General features: G+C 67.9%; 19 protein-coding genes. 1 reads left to right on the top strand and 18 read right to left on the bottom strand.

All coding sequences use genetic code 11. From position 1 onward, the window contains the following. Positions 1-20: 20 nt before the first annotated feature. The 4 genes from L1Z78_RS18760 to L1Z78_RS18745 all read right to left on the bottom strand — a co-directional run bounded on the left by L1Z78_RS18760 (position 21) and on the right by L1Z78_RS18745 (position 3,165). Positions 21-1,985, bottom strand: coding sequence for a replication endonuclease (locus tag L1Z78_RS18760; RefSeq protein ID WP_234637881.1), 1,965 nt, complete (start codon positions 1,983-1,985; stop codon positions 21-23). A 3-nt stretch (positions 1,986-1,988) separates the two neighbouring features. After that, positions 1,989-2,393, bottom strand: coding sequence for a hypothetical protein (locus L1Z78_RS18755; RefSeq protein WP_234637880.1), 405 nt, complete (start codon positions 2,391-2,393; stop codon positions 1,989-1,991). Between the two features lie 158 nt (positions 2,394-2,551). Then, positions 2,552-2,875 carry an ogr/Delta-like zinc finger family protein gene (locus L1Z78_RS18750; RefSeq protein WP_234637879.1) on the bottom strand — a complete coding sequence of 108 codons (324 nt, stop codon included), beginning with the start codon at positions 2,873-2,875 and terminating at the stop codon, positions 2,552-2,554. Continuing rightward, positions 2,866-3,165 (bottom strand): hypothetical protein, encoded by a 300-nt coding sequence (locus L1Z78_RS18745; RefSeq protein WP_234637878.1) that lies wholly within the window; start codon positions 3,163-3,165, stop codon positions 2,866-2,868. Before L1Z78_RS18745 ends, L1Z78_RS18750 begins: the two co-directional genes overlap by 10 nt. 67 nt (positions 3,166-3,232) lie before the next feature. Here L1Z78_RS18745 and L1Z78_RS18740 point away from each other — a divergent pair, with 67 nt between their 5' ends. Beyond that, positions 3,233-3,565, top strand: coding sequence for a helix-turn-helix domain-containing protein (locus L1Z78_RS18740; protein WP_234637877.1), 333 nt, complete (start codon positions 3,233-3,235; stop codon positions 3,563-3,565). A 9-nt stretch (positions 3,566-3,574) separates the two neighbouring features. Here the strand turns inward: L1Z78_RS18740 and L1Z78_RS18735 are convergent, their stop codons facing one another. From L1Z78_RS18735 to L1Z78_RS18670, 14 genes are all read right to left on the bottom strand, one after another. Beyond that, the gene (locus L1Z78_RS18735; protein WP_234637876.1) at positions 3,575-4,588 is read right to left on the bottom strand and encodes a contractile injection system protein, VgrG/Pvc8 family; all 1,014 of its coding nucleotides are present in this window, start codon (positions 4,586-4,588) and stop codon (positions 3,575-3,577) included. Further along, positions 4,576-5,016: a phage tail protein gene (locus tag L1Z78_RS18730; RefSeq protein ID WP_234637875.1), complete on the bottom strand. Its 441-nt coding sequence runs from the start codon at positions 5,014-5,016 to the stop codon at positions 4,576-4,578. The genes L1Z78_RS18735 and L1Z78_RS18730 overlap by 13 nt, the downstream gene beginning before the upstream one ends. Before the next feature lie 11 nt (positions 5,017-5,027). Continuing rightward, entirely contained in the window at positions 5,028-7,730 is a 2,703-nt protein-coding gene (locus L1Z78_RS18725) for a phage tail tape measure protein (protein WP_234637874.1), read from the bottom strand. Positions 7,731-7,808: 78 nt separating this feature from the next. After that, the gene (locus L1Z78_RS18720; protein WP_234637873.1) at positions 7,809-7,925 is read right to left on the bottom strand and encodes a GpE family phage tail protein; all 117 of its coding nucleotides are present in this window, start codon (positions 7,923-7,925) and stop codon (positions 7,809-7,811) included. Positions 7,926-7,933: 8 nt separating this feature from the next. Next, positions 7,934-8,293, bottom strand: coding sequence for a phage tail assembly protein (locus L1Z78_RS18715; RefSeq protein ID WP_234637872.1), 360 nt, complete (start codon positions 8,291-8,293; stop codon positions 7,934-7,936). 41 nt (positions 8,294-8,334) lie between these two features. Continuing rightward, on the bottom strand, positions 8,335-8,844 hold the full coding sequence (locus L1Z78_RS18710) for a phage major tail tube protein (protein ID WP_234637871.1): 510 nt from the start codon (positions 8,842-8,844) through the stop codon (positions 8,335-8,337). Between the two features lie 63 nt (positions 8,845-8,907). After that, complete coding sequence (locus tag L1Z78_RS18705; RefSeq protein WP_234637870.1) at positions 8,908-10,101, bottom strand: phage tail sheath subtilisin-like domain-containing protein; 1,194 nt, start codon at positions 10,099-10,101, stop codon at positions 8,908-8,910. A gap of 57 nt (positions 10,102-10,158) precedes the next feature. Next, on the bottom strand, positions 10,159-10,653 hold the full coding sequence (locus tag L1Z78_RS18700) for a hypothetical protein (RefSeq protein ID WP_234637869.1): 495 nt from the start codon (positions 10,651-10,653) through the stop codon (positions 10,159-10,161). Next, complete coding sequence (locus tag L1Z78_RS18695; protein ID WP_234637868.1) at positions 10,654-11,064, bottom strand: hypothetical protein; 411 nt, start codon at positions 11,062-11,064, stop codon at positions 10,654-10,656. A gap of 303 nt (positions 11,065-11,367) precedes the next feature. Beyond that, the gene (locus L1Z78_RS18690) at positions 11,368-11,853 is read right to left on the bottom strand and encodes a hypothetical protein (protein WP_234637867.1); all 486 of its coding nucleotides are present in this window, start codon (positions 11,851-11,853) and stop codon (positions 11,368-11,370) included. After that, positions 11,843-12,988, bottom strand: a complete 1,146-nt coding sequence (locus L1Z78_RS18685) for a hypothetical protein (RefSeq protein ID WP_234637866.1) — start codon at positions 12,986-12,988, stop codon at positions 11,843-11,845. The genes L1Z78_RS18690 and L1Z78_RS18685 overlap by 11 nt, the downstream gene beginning before the upstream one ends. After that, entirely contained in the window at positions 12,985-13,524 is a 540-nt protein-coding gene (locus L1Z78_RS18680) for a DUF4226 domain-containing protein (protein WP_234637865.1), read from the bottom strand. The genes L1Z78_RS18685 and L1Z78_RS18680 overlap by 4 nt, the downstream gene beginning before the upstream one ends. After that, complete coding sequence (locus L1Z78_RS18675; RefSeq protein ID WP_234637864.1) at positions 13,521-16,637, bottom strand: DUF4815 domain-containing protein; 3,117 nt, start codon at positions 16,635-16,637, stop codon at positions 13,521-13,523. The genes L1Z78_RS18680 and L1Z78_RS18675 overlap by 4 nt, the downstream gene beginning before the upstream one ends. 10 nt (positions 16,638-16,647) lie before the next feature. Beyond that, complete coding sequence (locus L1Z78_RS18670) at positions 16,648-17,133, bottom strand: hypothetical protein (RefSeq protein ID WP_234637863.1); 486 nt, start codon at positions 17,131-17,133, stop codon at positions 16,648-16,650.

Raw genomic sequence — 17,133 nt, 5'->3', positions numbered from 1 at the left:
GGTGTGTCCTCCTCGGTGGATCAGCAGGAAATGGATGGCGGGGTGCGCGGTGTGGCGCGGGATGGGGACTGATGGAGCACCGGGCAGGGGGCCGGATCAGTGGGGAAATCAGGGTGGCGATGCGGTGTGGACGGGAGGGCCCGGTCCTCGCGCTCGTGCTGGCGCCTGCCGTGGCCGAACAGGGCACGCAGCGTGTGGCCCGTGAGCCGGGCCGTACAGTTATTGAAACCAGTCCAAGGGCGCGCCAGCGGCGCGCGGGCGGGCAGCGTCTGCGGCGCCGCGTCGCAGCCATGGGCGTCGTGCAGGACCTCGGTGGCGCGCGCCACGGCGCGCCAGGCGATGCGGCGCGAGACCAGCCATTGGCCGCGGCGGGTCTCAAGGCCCACCACGCGGCCACGGCCGGGGGCGATGGCCTCGCCATACTGGTTGACGGCGCCGATGGGCACGGGACGGCGCGCCAGGCGCAGGTGCCAGTGCGCGCGGCCCAGGCAGTGGCCGCCCATGGCTTCCATGTAGCGGCGCCAGTCGGCGGGGATGTCGGGGCCGTGGCGGTGGCTGGCGCCCCAGGCCTGCCAGCTGGCCTTGTCGCCATCGATGCGCAACTGCTCGACCTGGTCCTTGCCGACGCGGCGCAGCTCGCGCCAGACGCAGACGCTGGGCATGCCCACGGCCTGGAATTGGCGTATGCCCCAGCAGGCGGCCCAGGCGTCCACGCGGCGGTGGCCGGGCATGCCGCCTTGCTCCACGTCCCACAGGCGGCCCTGCACCACATCCAGGTGATCGGCCAGGGCCGCGTGGCCCACGCTCTTGGCGATGTACTTGGCCACGTAGCCGGCGGCGCCGCCGCCGGTCATGCGCTTGACGTTGACGCGGTTGCGCCGGGCACCGCGCTCGTCGGCGTCCTCGCTGAGCCACCATTTGCGGATGGCGGCCTCGATGGCGAGGGCGTGGTCTTCGCACTCGGCCCAGACCAGGGCGTGCCAGTGGGGCGTGGCGTCGTGGTGGGGCTCGGCGACGCGGATGCCGTACATGGCGATGTGCTGGCGGCCCAGATGCGAGCGCACGCGCGCCCACATGGTGCGCAGCCACAGCTGGGCATCGCGCGGCGTGCTCACGCCGTCGTAGTTCGGGTTGGGGCGCGGACGCCCGCCGCTGCCCAGCGTGACGGCATGAAAGCGGCTGGGCGCGGTCAGCGTGAGAAAGAGGCCGACGTGGCTGCGCGCGTCGGCATACTCCTCGGCGCCGCGGATGCGCGTCATGAGTTCGCCGCCGCGGATCACGGGGTTGGCGGGCGACAGCGCGGCCAGCTCGGCCAGGGTGAAGATCTGGCCGGCTTCGTTCTTGTAGAGGCTGCGCTGCAGGGCGCGGGCGTTGCGCTCGATCTGCGCGGTGCGCCTGCGCACGGTGGCGTTGCTGGCGTAGCCGCCGGCGCGCCGGTTGACGATGCCCAGCTTGACGGCGCCGGCCTCCACGGTGCGCGTGACATGGCGGCGCAGCAGGCGGCGCCACCAGGTGGCATCCTGGGCGCGGCGTATGGCGGGCTCGCCGGCCAGGGGCGCGCTTTCCCGCAGGCCCAGCATGCGCAGCATCAGCCGCACCAGGTCGACGCGCGCGGTCAGGTCCATGCCCTGCGCCTGGGCGCCGGCATCGAGCTCGCCGACCTCGTCGCTCAGGCGCCGGGCCATCTGGCAGATCTCCAGGTCGTCCAGGTTCCATTCGGCCGCTCGGCCATGGCGGGCCGCGAAGCCGTCGATGGCGGTCAGCGCGTCGTGGCAGGCGGCCCATTCGGGCGTGCCGTCCTTGTCGTGCCATCGGCCCAGGCCCAGCAGCTTCATGGGCTGCAGCCATTGCGGCGGCAGCGCCTTCTCCAGCGCCTGCATGGCGCTGCGCACCATGTGGGGGCGGGGCTTGTGGCGCTCCCACTCGGGCAGGCTGGCGGTGCGCAGCCTGCGGCCGGTGGATCGGGCCTGGAGCAGGACGGACATGGCTCAGTTCCTCAGGGCCAGCGCGCGCAGCGGCAGCAGGCTGGTGCGCAGGGCGCGGACCTGTCGGCGGATGGCGTCGCGCTCGGGCGGAGGCATTTCGCGCCAGTCGCGCAGGGCCAGCTCTTCGATCTCGCCGTCTATGCCGGCCAGCAGCACCAGGGCCATGCGGTAGTGGCTGGCCAGGTGGGCCCATTCGCGGCTTTCGGCGCTGGCGTACCGGCCGTTGCCGGCGCGCTGCGCGGCCTCGCGCTGGAGCTGGCGCAGGCGGTTGCGGCAGTCTTCGACGCTCATGCCCTGGTAGGCCGCAGGCAGCGCGGCCGGCGCCACCGGGCGGTAGTCGGGCGCGGGCGCCTCGTCTGCCCGCAGCAGCCGCATCAGGTCGGAAAGGCGCAGTTCGCCGAGCTTCATGGTCTGTCCAGGTCGTTTCAGGGTGAGCACATCCCGCAGGGCCTTCATGCAGGCTCCGCAGGTCGAGGGGGCGGTTGGTTGGGGTGGCGGCGGTGCAGGCGGGCTGCCCGCGCGCCGGATGGGACGCCTTCAGCAGGGGTGAATGCGCCCCGGCCGCGCTAGCTGCGCGCGCCTTCGGTGGATGGGGCGGATTCGGCCGCCTGGGCCACCCGGTGCGCCGCGCCTTCGTATTGCGAGGAGGGCATGGCGTCCAGCTGGGTCTGCAGCAGCTTGCGCTTGATGTGGGTGCTCATGGGCAGGATCACCGACGGATTGGGGATGGCGCTGGGGCTGATGGTGCGGTTGATCTCCGTCACCGCCGAGAACACGTGGCCGCACTCGAAGTTGCGGCACTGGAAGATGGTCTCGCGGCTGGTGCTGGTCAGCTGCAGGCTGGTGCGGGTGTAGGCGTGTTCGCTGCAGTGGGGGCACATCATGCGCATGGCTGGCTCCTGGTGGCGGGCGCGGCGGCGCCCCGGGTGGACGAAGGGGGGGTGATCGATTCGGCGGCCGGTGCCGTCGGCCGCGGCTGCGTCAGTTGCTGCTCGTACTGCTGCATGCCCATGCGGTACAGCTTCAGCGCGAAGTTGGAGGCGCTGCGGCTTTCCTGGCTGGCGTAGCGGCAGTGGCGTTCACGCTCGGAGGCCGTCATGCGCAGCGGCACGGGCTTGTCATGAAGCACCGGCTCGGCAGGGGTACCGGGCGCCGCGCTCGGAGAGTGCTTGGCTGTCATGTAGTATTTGGGATGGTTTGGTTACTGTTGCGCACATCATTGCTCGAAATTTCGAGCATGTCAATTGATGAATAGAAGAAATTTCGAACACATCGGTGAAAGGCTGAGGCAAGAGCGTCTGCGTCTGGACGTGGCGCAGCTCGCCATGGCCGATGCCTGCGACGTCTCGCGCGGCACCCTTGCCACCTGGGAGAAGGGCGAGCAATCGCCCAATGCGGCCGCCCTGGCCGTGATGGCGGGCCTGGGCATGGATGTGCTGTATGTGGTGACGGGCCAGCATGCGAACGCATCGGCCCACACCCTGGCTCCGGACGAGCGCGAGCTGCTCGATTGCTATGGCCGCGCGGACGAGGCGGGCCGCAGCGCCATCCTGGCCGTGGCGGCCCTGGCCGCGCGCTGAAGGCAGCCGTCAGCTGGTGCGGGTTTCCAGCGTGAGTTTGGAGATGAAGCCGCTGTCGCCCAGCTCATGCTGGATCTTGACGACCAGCCAGGGCGTGTCGTCGATCTGCGGCTTGAAGCCTTGCAGTTTCAGCGGCGTCTGCGGCATCAGGTCGGGGCGCGCCAGGGCCAGCGTCAGGCCCATGGTGGCCTTGGCGCGACGGATGCGGCCCATCTCGGCCTTGGCGGCGGCCTGGGCCTCGGCCTCGCTGCCATAGGTGTCCTTGAGGCGTTTTTCGTTGTCCTCGGCGCCCTGCGTGGCGCTGCGCTTTTCGGCGCTTTGCGGATCGTTCCAGTAGGCGCGCACGCCGCTGTAGTCGTTGCGCGCGGCCGTGTGGTAGTTGTGGCTGTCGCCTACGGCCCGGGTGAGGATCGCGGTCTCCAGGGGCTGGCCGGAGGCCGTGGTTTTGCTGTCGATGGCGATGAAGGCCAGCCTGCCTTTCTTGACCGTGCACACGGCGTCGTACTGGCGCGCCAGGCGGCTGCAAAAGTGCAGGTCGCTTTCGTGGGTCTGGTCGATGTGCTCCACGCGCAGGTTCTCGAACTGCGCATCCACACGCGCCTGCAGGCCGTTGCGCCGGGCGATGCCGCGCACGATCTGGCCCAGCGTGCTGCCGTGGTAGCTGTGCTCTGAGCGCGTGCGCAGCTGGCGCTTGAGTTCGGCCGAGCGTGCGTGCACGATGATCTTGTCGGGCGCGCCCTGGTGCTCGACCTCGTCCACCTCGTAGCTGCCCTTGTCGATGAGCGCGTGGCCGGCCCAGCCCAGCTTCAGTTCGATCCTGGAGCCCTTGCCGGGCAGGGCCAGGCGGGCGTCGCTGTCGTCCAGCGTGAGCTCGAGCTTGTCGGCCTCTTCGCCGCGCGATTCGGTCAGCTTCAGGTTCATCAGCCGCGTGTTCACGTGGCTGGTGATGTTGTGCCCGTCCATGAGGATTTCATAGCGGGGCTGGGAGTAGGCGTGCTCGCGCGTGGTCATCAGATCCACCATTCCCAGTAGCTGCCGTCGGGCCAGGGGTCGACGCCGCCGTCGCCCTGGGCCTGGTTGTCGTCCACGCGGGCCAGCTTCAGTTCGAACTCGATGCGGCGTGCGCGGCCATCGACGCTGTAGTGCGTGCCGGTCTGCTGAAGGCTCTCTATGACCCACGCGCCCAGCACATCCTCGCCGCCCACCAGGGCCCAGGCATCGCCTTCGTCGGCCATCTTGCGCAGGCTGTCCAGGGACTTGGCCGTGCCCCGGAACTCGGGCGCGAGCACGCCTGTCAGAGACAGCGTTTCGTCGCCCGGGCCCAGCGACTGGCGCGCGGGGCGTGCGCCCACGCGGCTGTTGCTCGGATGGCGCCAGGTGCTGCTGCGCACCAGTTTGTCGAACGCCAGTGTGTCGATGCCAAAGGCAAACTGGCCCAGCATTATCAGCATGCTCTTGGTCCTCAGTCGATGTCCGACAGCTGCGACAGCACGCTGGAGCGCCTGGCTCGCTCGCGCCGGTCGAGCTCGGCGGCCACGGCGCGGGCGATGGCCTGCGCGTCCTGGCCGGGGGCTGCGTTGACGGTGATGTGGATGGTGGCGCCGGCCATGGGCACAGGCACAGGTGGGGGCGCGGCGGCGCCGGCCAGCGGCGCCCGGCTGTCGATGCGCACGGTGCCTTGCGCGGCCAGGGCGGGCATGGAGCCCGTGGCCAGGGTGGCTGCCGTGGCGGCGGCGGCAATGCCCTGGCGCAGGGCGCCGGCGCGGCCCTGCTCGGGCAACGGTGGCGATGGGGAGGTGGCGTCCGGGCCGCCGAAGCTGAAGGTCTCCTTGAACCAGGAGCCGATCGACGTGGCCACACCCACGACACCATCCCGCAGCGCCGCGGCGCGCTCGGCCAGGCCAGCGATCAGTCCTTCGATCAGAAAGCCGCCGATCTCCGCGAACACCGTGCTCGGCGAGTTGATGCCGAACAGCTGGCGCACGGCGGTGATGACCAGGTTGCCCAGGCCCTGGAGCACCGCCAGCAGCCCCTGGGCGGCCATCTCCAGGCCGGCCGCGAGGCCGTTGAGAATGGCACTTCCCACGGCGGCCCAGTCCAGTGCCTGGAACAGCGAGCGCAGCAGATTGAAGACCGTGGCGACCATGCTCTGGATGGCCCCCAGCAGGCCCAGGGTGGCGGTATTCAGGGCACTCATCAGCGCCTGCAGCAAGATGCCTCCGATGGCGCTCCAGTCGCCCTTCTGGAAGGCGGCCGTGATCTGGCTCCAGCTATTGAAAAGAGAGGTCAGAAAGCCGATGAGGCCCAGGCCGACCATGGCCAGCGGATTGGCCAGCAGGCTGGCGAAAACCACGCGCAGCATGGAGCCCAGCATGCCGACGCCTCCCATCAGGACAGAGAACGCGCCGGCCACCAGCCTGGCGCCAGCGGCCAGCATGGGCATGACCGCGCGTGCCATGGCGATGGGGCCCAGAATGCCGCCGACCACCGAGGCCAGCAGGCCCAGGCCCGAAAGCATCAGGCCGACCACCGCCACGAGGCGCAGCGACCATTTGACGATCTCCGGATGCTCCCTGACCCAGCCGCGCAGGCCCTCGGTCATCTCGCGCAGCGTGCCCAGCAGGCCCTTGACGTCGGGGGCGATCGTCTCGCCCATATCACCCAGCAGGCCGTTGTAGCTGTCCCTGGCGGCTTCATACTGCGCGGCCACGGTGTCCAGGCGCAGTGCCACGCGCTGCTCGAGGCTGGCCTGCGCCGCCATCTGCGCGGCAACGGCCTGCAGGCCTGCGGGGCCTTGCTGCATCAAGGCCTGCAGGGCCTGCAGCGTCTGCTTGTCGCCGCCTGCCAGGCTGGCCAGCGCCTGATCGCGCAGGCCGGTGTTTTTCATGCCCTTGAGCTTGTCCAGCTGGGCCATGAGCTGGTCCGTGCCACCGAACCGGCCCTGGGCATCGCTGAAATCCAGCGAGATGTTTTCCGTGGCGAGCTTTTTGTTGATGCCCGCGAGGCCTTTGGGGTCCATGCCGCGCTTGAGCATCTGGGCCAGGGCGTCCCCCGCCACCTTGCCGCCGATGCCGGCCTGGTCGAGCAGGAGCAGCAGCGGAGCGAACATCTGGCCCGACCTGGCTCCCTGCTGCCCCAGCTGGGGCAGTGCCTTGCCGATGGCGTCCAGGCCCTTGAGCATCTGGGCAGGATCGAGCTTGAGTCCTGCGGCGCGCTGCACGGTATCCGCGAGGGCCGCCATGTCGTCTGCGCTCGCGCCGGTGGCCTGTTGCAGCTGGGCCGCGAACTCGGCCGAGTCCCTGGCCGAGGTACCCAGCACCAGGCCCAGCCTGGCGGCCTGTTCCCCCACGCCTGCCAGAACGTCACGCGCGGACACGCCCTGGCGCTGCAGCGCATCCATCATGCCAATGAACTCGGCCGTGCTGCCGGGCAGCGCCGTGGCCAGGTTCTTGGCCAGGTTCATGACCTCCTGGTAGGCGGCCGCAGGCTTGCCGTCCTGGCCCGCCATGGTCGCGCCCAGCTGGGCCGCGGGCTGCTCGTAGGCCATCTGTGCCTGGACCACGGAGCGAGCGGGGGCAAGCACCGTGCCGCCGGCCTCGCTCAGGGCCTTGCCCCGCTCGGCCAGCGCCTTGCCGCGCGCCGTCATGGCGTCGATGCCGGCCCGCCGCTGCGCCGTTGCGGCGGCCACGGCATTGTGGCGCTGCATCTGGGCCGTGGTGGCCGCGAGGTCAGCGCGCAGCGCCCGGTCGTGGCGCGACAGATTGCGCGTGTCCATGCCGGTGGCGCGCAGGCCCTCGCGCAGGCCCTGCAGCCGGGTCTGCTGTTCGCGCTGTTGCTGTGCCAGTCGTGTGCTTTCCTGGACTGCCAGCGCCAGCTCCTGGCGCTGGGCCTTGGTGGTGGTGCGCGCGGTGCTCTGGGCGGTCGCCAGCGCCATCATGCGAGCGCGGGCCGCGGCCAGCTTGAGATTGGTGTCCTCCAGCGCCGGGCGCAGCTCGCGGAACTCGCCCACCATGGCCTGGCGCCGCTGCAGTTCCTGCAGCCGCTTGCCCGTGGATTCGAGAGCCTGTGCCGTGCTGGCACTGTCCGTGCGCAGACGTTGCAGCCTTTTCTGCACAAGGTCGGCCTGCTTGAGCACCTCGTCCAGGCGCAGGGTGTCAACGGCCATGGGCTGCTCCCTGGCCGGCGCGGCGTTGGTGGTCTGTGGAAATCATGGGCAGGGGCGGGCAGTGGTGTGGTGTGGTGCTCAGGCCTGGTTTTCGTGGCGCTCTCGCGCGCGTTCGTGCCATTGGCCGAGCTCGGCCAGCGACATGTCCTCCATGTCCGCCGGCCGCCAGTGAAAGACCATGGCCAGGTCGGCCATGGCGTCCTCTACGCGCTCGGGAATTGCTCCCTCTGCGCCTTCGGCACCAAAAAAGAGGCCACCTCCGTGCCCAGCGTCACCAGGTCGGCGGGGTCCAGCTGGAGCACCTCGGCCTTGTGCAGCATGGGCTCGGTCACGCGCGGCAGCAGGGTCTGCAGCGCGGTCACGTTCATGTGCAACAGCTCGACCAGCGACAGGCCGCGCAGCGCGCCGGCATTGGGGCGGCGCACCAGCACCTTGACCAGTTCACCGCCGGGGCGCCTGAGGGGCACGTCCAGCGTGATCTCGCGCGCGTCGCCGGATGCGAGGGCGGCCGCATGGGCGGCGGCCTGGTTGTGGAGGTCTTCCTGGGGCTTGGGGGTGTCCATGGTGTGTCAGCGTTCGGATGAAGGGAAAGAGAGGACCGGGCTCAGATGCCCAGCGCGGCGCGCACCTGGGCCAGGCGGTCGATGCCGTTGACGACCTCGACGAAGTTGACCGGATCGATCTCGATCAGCACCTGGCCGTTGATGGACAGGCGGTAGTAGCTGACGGCCAGCTTGTACTTGATCTCGGTCTTGTCGCCGGCCTTGGCCTTGCCGGGGTCGAACTCGGTGAAGCGCCCGCGCATGACCACTTCCAGCGTGTCCACGCCTTCGCTGTCATCGCCCTGCAGGGCGCCCGCGAAGCGCAGCAGCACGCCGTCATGGCGCAGCGTGCCCCAGGTGGCGATCAATTCCTTCATGTAGCCGGCGGCGGTCAGGTCGGCCTCGATGGCCTCCATGCCGAAGTCCAGGCTGACCTCGCCGTTCATGCCGCCGGCGCGGTACTTTTCCATCTTGCGGGTGAGCTTGGGCAGGCCCACTTCGGGCATGTCGCCGATGTACGAGTTGCCATCCACGAAGGTGGCGAAATTCTTGAGAGAGCGGGGCAGTCCCATGGTGCTTTTCTCCTGTGTGTTCCGTGTAGTCGGTGTGTTCGGTGTGTCGGGTACGCGTGCCGCTTACTGGCCAGTGCCCACGCGCAGGGCGAAGTCGGCGAAGTAGCGGTCGGTGATGCGCTGGCGAAAGCCCAGGTCCTCCAGCGGGGGCACGGGCGTGTAGTCGTAGTCCAGCACCAGCTTGCCGGCCTTGAGCGTCGCGGTCTCGTTGACCGTTTCGTCGTACCAGGCCTTGCCGTCCAGGATGTAGCCCAGGGCCTTCAACTCGCGGAACTTGGTGTTGATGCCTTCCAGGATGTCCTTGACCAGGCTGGGGTGCATGGGCTTGTCCACGGCCCAGAAATGCGCCTCGGCCATGGTGTCGGCCAGCACCTGGGCGGTGCGCACGCTGGACTCGAAGCGGAACAGCTCGCTGTCCGTGCAGGTGCGCGAGCCCCAGAAGCGGTGGCCCTGGCTCTGGATCAGCGTGGTGATGCCCGCCTGGTTGAGGATGCCGGCCTCGGTGTCGGGGCTTTGCAGGTCCCAGTGCACATCGCGCGAGATGCCCAGCACGCCGGACAGCGGCACGTTGGACAGCGTCTTGTGCCAGCCCTGCTCCTGGTCGATGCGTGCGCGCAAGCCCAGGGCGTAGGCCACGGGCGAGGCGTCCTGCACTGCGGCGCTGGACAGGTCCAGCGCCTTGAAGCCGGGCCACAGCAGCATCAGCTCGCGCTGGCCGAAGTGCTCGCGGTAGGCCTGTGCCTCGGCCACATCGTTGCCGATGGCCGCCGCGTAGGCGAAGCCGCGCAGCTTGATGGCCACCGATGCCAGTGCATCGGTCACGGCCTGGCTGTCCAGGCCCGGCGCGCCCAGGATGCGCGGCTTGACGCCGAGCTGTGCCTGGGCCGCCAGCAGCGCCTGCAGGCCCGTGTACTGGTTGCCGGCAGTGGTGCCGATGACCTTGGCGTCCTGGTCGGTGCGGCGTTCGGCCTCGGTGGCGCCTTCGCCATCGGCCACGCGCACGACGACCAGCACCGGGCGGCACTGCTCCTTGATGGCGCTCAGGGCCTGGGCCAGCGTGCCCTTGGTGCCGGCCTTGCCGATGGCCGCGTCGATCTTGGTGACCAGGACCGGACGGTTCAGCGGGAAAGTCGCCGCATCGGCGTCGCTGGCCGTGGCCACGAGGCCGATCACGGCCGTGGACACGATGCGGATGGAATTGATGCCTTCGCTCACTTCCGTGACGCGAATGCCATGATGGAACGGGGCTGTCGCCATGGTGTTCTCCGGGTTGGGGGATGGATGGGCCGTGGGGCTGTCGTCAGAAAGGGGTGGTCACGGCTGTTCGTGGGCTTGTACGGGGCCGTCCAGGATCTCCTGGGCGCGCCCCGCGGCTATGAGTCCGAAGGCCTCGAACCGGCGCAGGCTGTCGGCCAGTTCGGGGTCGTCGAGGTCGATGCGGCGCGCCTGCTCGATGTCCTTGAGCAGCGAGCGCAGCGTGGCCGCGTTCATGCGCTCGGCCTCGCCCGCCTCGGCACGGTCCACCACGGCCCATTCCAGGGCCGTGCGCTCGACCACGGTGAAGCGGCGGCGCAGGGCCTGGGGGGTGATGTGGCGGAGGGCGGGTTCGCGGGGCGCAACGGATGGGGCCGGGGCTTCAGGCAGCGCCTGCGCCACGTCCTCCCAGTGCGTGCCGGTCCAGCGTCGGCCGAGCACCGAGGTCTCGTAGCGGGGCAGGGGCAGCAGGTCGGGAGCGTTGAGCTCGGCACGCGTTTCGGTGATGGCGAAGGCCACGCCGGCGGGGGTGAGCTGGGCGTAGTGGTGGGGCATTTATTTGTACTCCACCAGTTCCCAGGAGACCAAAGTGTTGTAATAAGGCGTTGCCACGATGCCGGTGGCCTTGATCTGATTGCCGTTGACCAGTTCCAGCATCACAGAATTGCTGCTAAATACACTGTTGTTACCCTGAGAGGTAAAGACACTGGAATAAAACGCGCCAGTGTTTCCCAGGTTCTTGAGAGAGCTTTTCCCCGGAGTAACTGCAGTAATGGATACCGTTCTCGTCAATACGCTGCCCATATCGATCACACCGCGTTGAATGCTTTTGATATGGCTGTTGCTGGTCAACTGAGTGTTCAGTCCCGAGATCTCGTTGCGCGCAACCGCCACGGCACTGCTCAACGCAGCAATCTCCGCCCGCGTCTTCACCAGATCGGCGCTGATGACGGCATCCAGGCTCATGCAGCCACCTTTGCGCAGGCTGCGGCGTTGACGTGATCGACAGTGATGGTGGTGGTCATGCAGGAGTTCATGCGGCCAAGGCGGTCTGGGTGTCCTGGCCGGGTCTTGCGCCTGGGGCCTGCAAGGCCTCTGGCGCTGTGCCCGGGTTGCGCTGATGTTCTCGCGGCAGGGGTGGGGGCGCCAGCGGCGTTGACTGTGCTGACTGGGTGTACACAGGCTTGCCATGTCGCGTTTTCTTCCCAGCGATCAGCCATGGCAAAGCCCCGGCGGCCGTTCAGGCGCCGGGGCTTTGCGGGTGGGGATTCAGGGGCGTTCGCCGGGCTGGACCGGGGTGCCGAGGATCTCGGCCGCACGGCCTGGTGCGATGAGTTGCAGGTCTTCGATCAGCCGCACGCCTGTGGCCACATCGGCGTCGTCCAGATCGATGAAGCCGGCCTGCTCCTGGTCCTTGAGGCAGACGCGCAGCAGGGCGGCATCCCTGCGCTGCTGCTCGCCGGTGTCGGCGCGGTCCACGGCGGCCCACTCGATGGCCAAGCGTTCGGCCAGGGTGAAGCGGCGGCGCAGGGCCAGGGGGGTGATGTGGCGTGGGTCCGGATACTGTGGCGACTCAGGCTGGATCTGCGGCTTCTCGTAGGGGCGTTCTATCCAGCCGTTGCCTGTCCACAGACAGCGTGTGGCGCCGGGCTCCTCTGGCATGTCGGTTCGTGATGGTGCCAGCGTGGTGCAGCGCTCGCGCCAGGCCTCGTGCTCGCCGACGTACCAGCCCCAGAGGTCGTATTCATAGTGCATAGTAAATTTCCTTGGCATCAGGCGCAATTTCATATCGCGCTCCATTGGTGTTAGAGCTTGAGTTGAAAATCAGACCTGTTCCATCGTTTTTGGAAAAAACTCCGGGCGGAGCTTCCACGGCAGTTGTTCGCGCCAGATAGAAGCTGGGTAGTAGGCGGAAGCGAATTCCGTCGCGAGTTTCCAGGAGAGAGAATCTGCCGCTCTCGCCGTTAATTCCATTGATGATGCGGGCGGAGAGATATAATGCTCCATTGTATGCGGCAGCATTTTTTCCAATTTCTACAATATGAATATTCTCGCCAAATAGAGTGCCGATGGCACCGGTGCGCCAATTAACTCCGTCGTCTGATATTTGGGTGGAAATTGATCCGGCTGCGACATCTATAATGATTAAGCGACCATTTAGCAGATAGGGCTGACGAACCGCAGCGTTGCCGAAGTTGCTAGGTGCTTGCGATTGAGATTCGCTCAATCCTGTTACAAATTCCCAATTTGATTTGCCATTATTGCTTGTATAAATTCGCTCGCAACTGGCATCCATTAGAACATATCGCAATCCATTGTGAAATGCATGCCGCCAATACTGAGATTCGGGTAATGTTATGTACTCCGAGGTGCCACTCTGATTTACTAGATAGCAATAGCTGGCTATGCTTGTAATGAATGCAAATCCATAAATTCCTGCTCCGCATAGGGCATTTAAATAGCTCGTTCCGTTCAGAACGGTAGGCCATGAAAGACCATTGTCTGTGGAGTGGCTGAGATACGAGCTATTCAAAAGATTTCCACCACCCCAAATCATCATTAAGGATTTTCCCACAGTAATGATTTTGCTGATTTGAGTAGCAGATGATCGATTGGTCCAGGTTTTTAAATCAGTGGAGGTATAGAGATAGTTTCCGCCAATGGGAATTCCGGCATAGACCTCGCCGGTATGGCAGATCTGCTCCAAGTAAATGTCTGGTGAGAGTTTTTTCTGCATTCGATATGGACTTTCACCGCCTACCCGAATGCCCGGAACGAAGCGCTCCTCGCCCTTCCAAATCGATCTCGACCGCAATTGCAGCCCCATCCCCTTGTCCAGGCTCTGCGCCAGCCTCCGCACCTCGCTGTGCGTCACCACATCGAAACTCATCCCTGTACCTCCGTCGCATTGACCCCCGACACCCGCCCCGTGGCGGCGTCGTAGGCATAGGTTTGCGTGCGCACGCGCCCGCGGTAGCTGGTCTGCTGCTGGGCGACGCGGCCGGCGCCGTCGTAGCTGACGGCGGTGGTGGCGCTGAAGCCGTTGATGCTGCGCGTGATGGTGCTGATGCGGCCCTGGGCGTCGTAGCCGAAGCTTTCGCTGGCCGCGCCGTTGGCCGGGCCCAGTGTGATGTGCTCGGGGTTGAGCGTGATGTTGATGCCGGCCACGCCGTTGACGCTGGCGACCTTGCCGGTGCTCAGCGACTGGACGGCGGTGTCCAACTGCTCGATGCGCTGGGCCACGATGTCCATGGCGTCCTGCACGCCCTGGGCGCCGGCCTTGGTGTCGATGAGCTGGCGTGCGGTGGCCAGGGCCTGGTCCACGTCCTGCACGGCCTGGCGCAGGCGCAGCACGTCGTCCTCGAGCCGGTTGTCGGGGTGGGGCAGGGGCCAGCCCTGCGCGGTCTTGTCGTCGTGCAATGTCATATCACGATGGCTCGCAGGTTGGTGACCTGGGGTCGGGCGCTGTGGCTGCCGGTGAGCACCAGGCGCACGCGCAGGCGCTCGGCGGTGATGCCGGTGAGGCGGTAGCTGAGCTCCAGTACTCCCGTGGTCTGGGGGCTTGCGCTCAGATAGGGGACGTCTACCCAGACCGTGCTGCCTTCGGCCTGCATCTGCACGGCCAGGGCGCTGCCGGCGGGCAGCAGGGCCTCGGCCACGACGTTCAGGGCGACGTTGTTGCCCGCGTTGATGGCGGGGCTGACGTAGTCGCCCGTGGCCTGCAGGCTGGCAGCCACCAGCTGCATGCCGGGCAGAAGATGGGCCGCGTGCAGGGTGTTGCCCGAGAGTTTGGCGCGCACGGCCACGTTGCCGCTGTAGCGGCTGGGCAGTTGCACGGCCTGGCCTGGTGCGGCCTCCAGGGTGCTGCCGTCTTCCAGCTGCATGGCGAAGACGAGCTGTGCATCGGCCGCGGGCAGCATGGCGCCGGCCTGGACCATGAGGTCGGTGGCGTCCTGCACCATGATGCTGCCCAGCTCGATGGTGCGGGTGTTGGCGGTGTGCTCGGCCGCCAGCAGTTCGAAGGCCATGTCGCGTGTCTGGTGCGGTGTCCAGGTGCTGGCGTTGCTGCTGGACAGCAGTACGCCCACGCTGTACGGCTGGCTGGTGACCCATTGCGCGCGTGCCTGGTCCCAGCCGCCCAGTTCGGCCACGGCCAGGGCCGTGGTGTTGTCGTTGGTCAGCACGACGATGGCGTACTCGACGCCGGACTCCAGCAGCACGGGCGCCCACTGTGCCTGGGTGGGCTTGGCTGCGGCAATGTCGGCCTGGATCTGTGCGGGCTTGATCACGCATTCGGCCAGGATGCTGCGCGAGGGCACGCCGCCGGTGACTTCTCGCAGCTGTACCTGCACGTCCTTGTCACCCACCGTCGCGAACCACAGGCGCGTGCCACAGATCTCCCGGGTGGCGCCCAGCGTGAAGGTCTGGGCCAGCGGGTCGTAGATCTGGATCGTGATCTTGGCCACGCTGCGCTCGAGCAGCTGGCCCTGGCCCGTGAAGACGGCTTCGGCATGGCTGCCGGCGCGGCCCGTGAAACGCACGCTCTTGGTTCCCGAGGGCACGCCTGCGGGGATCTTGAACTTGCCGCGCAGGCCCTGGGCGGTGGCCACGAGCGTGCCGCCGGCCACTGGCTCGGGCATGACGGCGATGCCGTCGAAGCTCAGACCGGTGAGGGTTTCACCAATGGGAAAATCCAGCCAGAACTGCACGTCGATCTGGCGCAGGTGTTCGAGAGCCTTGGTTGATTCGGATAGAAGCCGTTCGGTTTCCGAGGGACGGGCCTGGCTGGGGGTGAGGCGCAGGAGGATGGGGTTGGCCCACTGCGTCTGCACGTCGGTCCAGTAGTCCACGGCCGGCGTCAGGGTGGCGGCGCTGGGCAGGATGTCGAATGCGCCGTAGGGGTTGACCAGCATGGTGCCGGTGCGCCCCAACTGACCCAGCACCGCCACGGGCTGGTAGGGCGTGGTCTGGGGCGCGGTGAGGTCGGTGCCGATCTGGTGCAGCGCGGCAGTCATGGGCAGTTGCAACTGGCCACCCAGGATATGCCCGGTCTGGGCCCGCCCCGCGTCGCGCAGGCCGTTGTCCAGCATGGGGTCGGCGAACAGCCCTTTCTTGATGCCGCTGTGCCGCCCCGACACATCCACCGACAGGCGCAATTCGGCCAGGTCGGCGTAGATGGTCTGGATGTGGTCCTGGTAGGCCTTGAGGGTCTGCATGGGCACGACGCGCACGGCGTCCTGGTCCACGCGGCGGTTGCCGTCCCAGCTTTGGTAGACCGAGGCCAGGGCCAGGGTGCCGCTGGGCGCGGCCGGGACCTTGGGCGACCAGGCGGCGGGCACGCCGGCCACCCATTGCAGCTGGCCTTCGCTGTCCAGCACCAGGCGGTCGTAGCGGCGCAGCGCGTAGTGGTAGCTGACCAGCACCAGCGTGTCCTTGAGCGCGCCTTCCACGGTGAAGCCCGTGGAGTCCACGGCCGTGGGCGTGGCGTTGAGCATGTACTGGTAGGTGACCTGGTAGGTGCTGCCGGGCACGGGCTCGGCGCCCGAGGGGCTCCAGTCGATCTGGCCGCCCACCAGCTTCCAGTCCGTGCCCTGCACGTAGCTGGTGCCGGCCTGGACCACGCTGTCCACGGCCAGCACGGCGTTGTCGGGCAGCGGGTCGGCCGCGCCCGTGAAGCCGCCGTGCGTGAGCGTGACGGTCTTGCGCGCCTGCACGCGCACCTGGGGCGTGCCCACGGCGGGCTGGCGGTCGAAACGGATGCGCTGGGCGGTGGTGCCGGCCGACGTGTGGGGCTCGCTGTCCACGAAGAACAGGTCGGGCTTGGCCTCGTAGACCAGGCGGCGGCTGGCGCCCAGCTCCAGCGGGTGGCCGTTGACGCGGGCCGCGCCTTCGCGCACGGTGTAGACCTGCTGGCCGGTGGCCAGGTCCTCGCCCATGACCACGTCCAGGCCGCGCACCACGTAGGTGCCGCCGGCGCTGTCGCGGTCGTAGCGGGCCAGGGCCTGGGTGACGGCGTCGATGTTGGGCGGCGGCTCCTTGGGCATGACGGAGCCGTCGATGATGGTCCACACAGGGTAGAAGGTGCCGGCCGTGCCATCGCCCTGTGCGCCCCAGACCAGGGTCACGCGCTCGCGCAGGGCGCCGGGCTCGCCATAGCCGCGCGTGCCGGCGGCGGGGTTGAGCAGGTCGGGGTCTTCCAGCTCGGTGATGGTTTCGGTCTGCAGGTAGGCGCCCACATAGACCGTGCCGATGGTGGCGACGGTGAGCGTGCCCGGCGTGATGCCGCGCACGGCGCCGGCCACGTAGAGCGCGCCGGCCTCGATGGTGGTGGCCCCGGTGTCGGGCGCGGTGATGCACTGGCAGCCGCGCACGATGTCACCTTCCTTGAACAGCACATCGGTGATGCCGCGCAGGCGGTGCTGCTGCATGCTTTGCAGCTCGTTGAGTTCGGCCGATTGCAGTACGCGGTCGGCCGCGAACCGCAGCTTGTCGTAGCGCTTGGCGGCGTCGAAGCGGTCGTAGATCTTGGTCTGGCTCATGGGGCGCTGCTCAGAAGGGGAGGATGATTTCTTCGACCTGGCGCACGCTGCCGCTGCGCAGGATCTTGGGGCGGCGCTCCAGCGTGTACAGCTCGCCCTTGCCGGTCAGTTGGCCGGGCAGGACCCAACGCTGGCCGGGCGGCACGTCGGTGGCCACCTGGGTGCCGAAGAACACGCCCATCTCGCGCACGTCCTCGCCCTTGCCGTCGTCGAAGCCGAAGGCCGCGCGCAGGTAGACGAAGTGGGTGGGCGTGTCGCTGATGCTGTAGCGCGCGCCGCTGGGCAGCTCGATCTCGCCGTTGTCGTCGGGCCGCGCAAAGCGCACCTCGGTGACCAGGCGGCGGCCGATCTCGTCGACCAGGGCGTTGGCGGTGATGGGTTCGGGCTCGGGCGCGGCGTCCCAGGCGGGCAGGCCGCGGCCCCAGGCGATGTGAATGGTCTGGGCGGCGACGGCCTTGGCGAGGGCGATGCGGCCCGCTTGCTGCAGAACTGCCAT

Source organism: Delftia tsuruhatensis, from assembly GCF_903815225.1.
In the GTDB taxonomy this organism is placed as follows: Bacteria; Pseudomonadota; Gammaproteobacteria; order Burkholderiales; family Burkholderiaceae_C; genus Comamonas; species Comamonas tsuruhatensis_A.
The sequence above is the reverse complement of the archived record's forward strand: the minus strand, read 5'-3'. Positions and strand labels throughout refer to the sequence as shown.

Bases quoted from the DNA above. Each gene is read 5' to 3' on its own strand.
- L1Z78_RS18680 (WP_234637865.1), bottom strand. From the start codon at position 13,524: ATGACATTGCACGACGACAAGACCGCGCAGGGCTGGCCCCTGCCCCAC.
- L1Z78_RS18710 (WP_234637871.1), bottom strand. From the start codon at position 8,844: ATGGGACTGCCCCGCTCTCTCAAGAATTTCGCCACCTTCGTGGATGGC.
- L1Z78_RS18700 (WP_234637869.1), bottom strand. From the start codon at position 10,653: ATGCCCCACCACTACGCCCAGCTCACCCCCGCCGGCGTGGCCTTCGCC.
- L1Z78_RS18745 (WP_234637878.1), bottom strand. From the start codon at position 3,165: ATGACAGCCAAGCACTCTCCGAGCGCGGCGCCCGGTACCCCTGCCGAG.
- L1Z78_RS18690 (WP_234637867.1), bottom strand. From the start codon at position 11,853: ATGCACTATGAATACGACCTCTGGGGCTGGTACGTCGGCGAGCACGAG.
- L1Z78_RS18760 (WP_234637881.1), bottom strand. From the start codon at position 1,985: ATGTCCGTCCTGCTCCAGGCCCGATCCACCGGCCGCAGGCTGCGCACC.
- L1Z78_RS18740 (WP_234637877.1), top strand. From the start codon at position 3,233: ATGAATAGAAGAAATTTCGAACACATCGGTGAAAGGCTGAGGCAAGAG.
- L1Z78_RS18750 (WP_234637879.1), bottom strand. From the start codon at position 2,875: ATGCGCATGATGTGCCCCCACTGCAGCGAACACGCCTACACCCGCACC.
- L1Z78_RS18735 (WP_234637876.1), bottom strand. From the start codon at position 4,588: ATGGTGGATCTGATGACCACGCGCGAGCACGCCTACTCCCAGCCCCGC.
- L1Z78_RS18670 (WP_234637863.1), bottom strand. From the start codon at position 17,133: ATGGCAGTTCTGCAGCAAGCGGGCCGCATCGCCCTCGCCAAGGCCGTC.
- L1Z78_RS18755 (WP_234637880.1), bottom strand. From the start codon at position 2,393: ATGAAGCTCGGCGAACTGCGCCTTTCCGACCTGATGCGGCTGCTGCGG.
- L1Z78_RS18695 (WP_234637868.1), bottom strand. From the start codon at position 11,064: ATGAGCCTGGATGCCGTCATCAGCGCCGATCTGGTGAAGACGCGGGCG.
- L1Z78_RS18705 (WP_234637870.1), bottom strand. From the start codon at position 10,101: ATGGCGACAGCCCCGTTCCATCATGGCATTCGCGTCACGGAAGTGAGC.
- L1Z78_RS18720 (WP_234637873.1), bottom strand. From the start codon at position 7,925: ATGGCCGACCTGGCCATGGTCTTTCACTGGCGGCCGGCGGACATGGAG.
- L1Z78_RS18715 (WP_234637872.1), bottom strand. From the start codon at position 8,293: ATGGACACCCCCAAGCCCCAGGAAGACCTCCACAACCAGGCCGCCGCC.
- L1Z78_RS18725 (WP_234637874.1), bottom strand. From the start codon at position 7,730: ATGGCCGTTGACACCCTGCGCCTGGACGAGGTGCTCAAGCAGGCCGAC.
- L1Z78_RS18675 (WP_234637864.1), bottom strand. From the start codon at position 16,637: ATGAGCCAGACCAAGATCTACGACCGCTTCGACGCCGCCAAGCGCTAC.
- L1Z78_RS18685 (WP_234637866.1), bottom strand. From the start codon at position 12,988: ATGAGTTTCGATGTGGTGACGCACAGCGAGGTGCGGAGGCTGGCGCAG.
- L1Z78_RS18730 (WP_234637875.1), bottom strand. From the start codon at position 5,016: ATGCTGATAATGCTGGGCCAGTTTGCCTTTGGCATCGACACACTGGCG.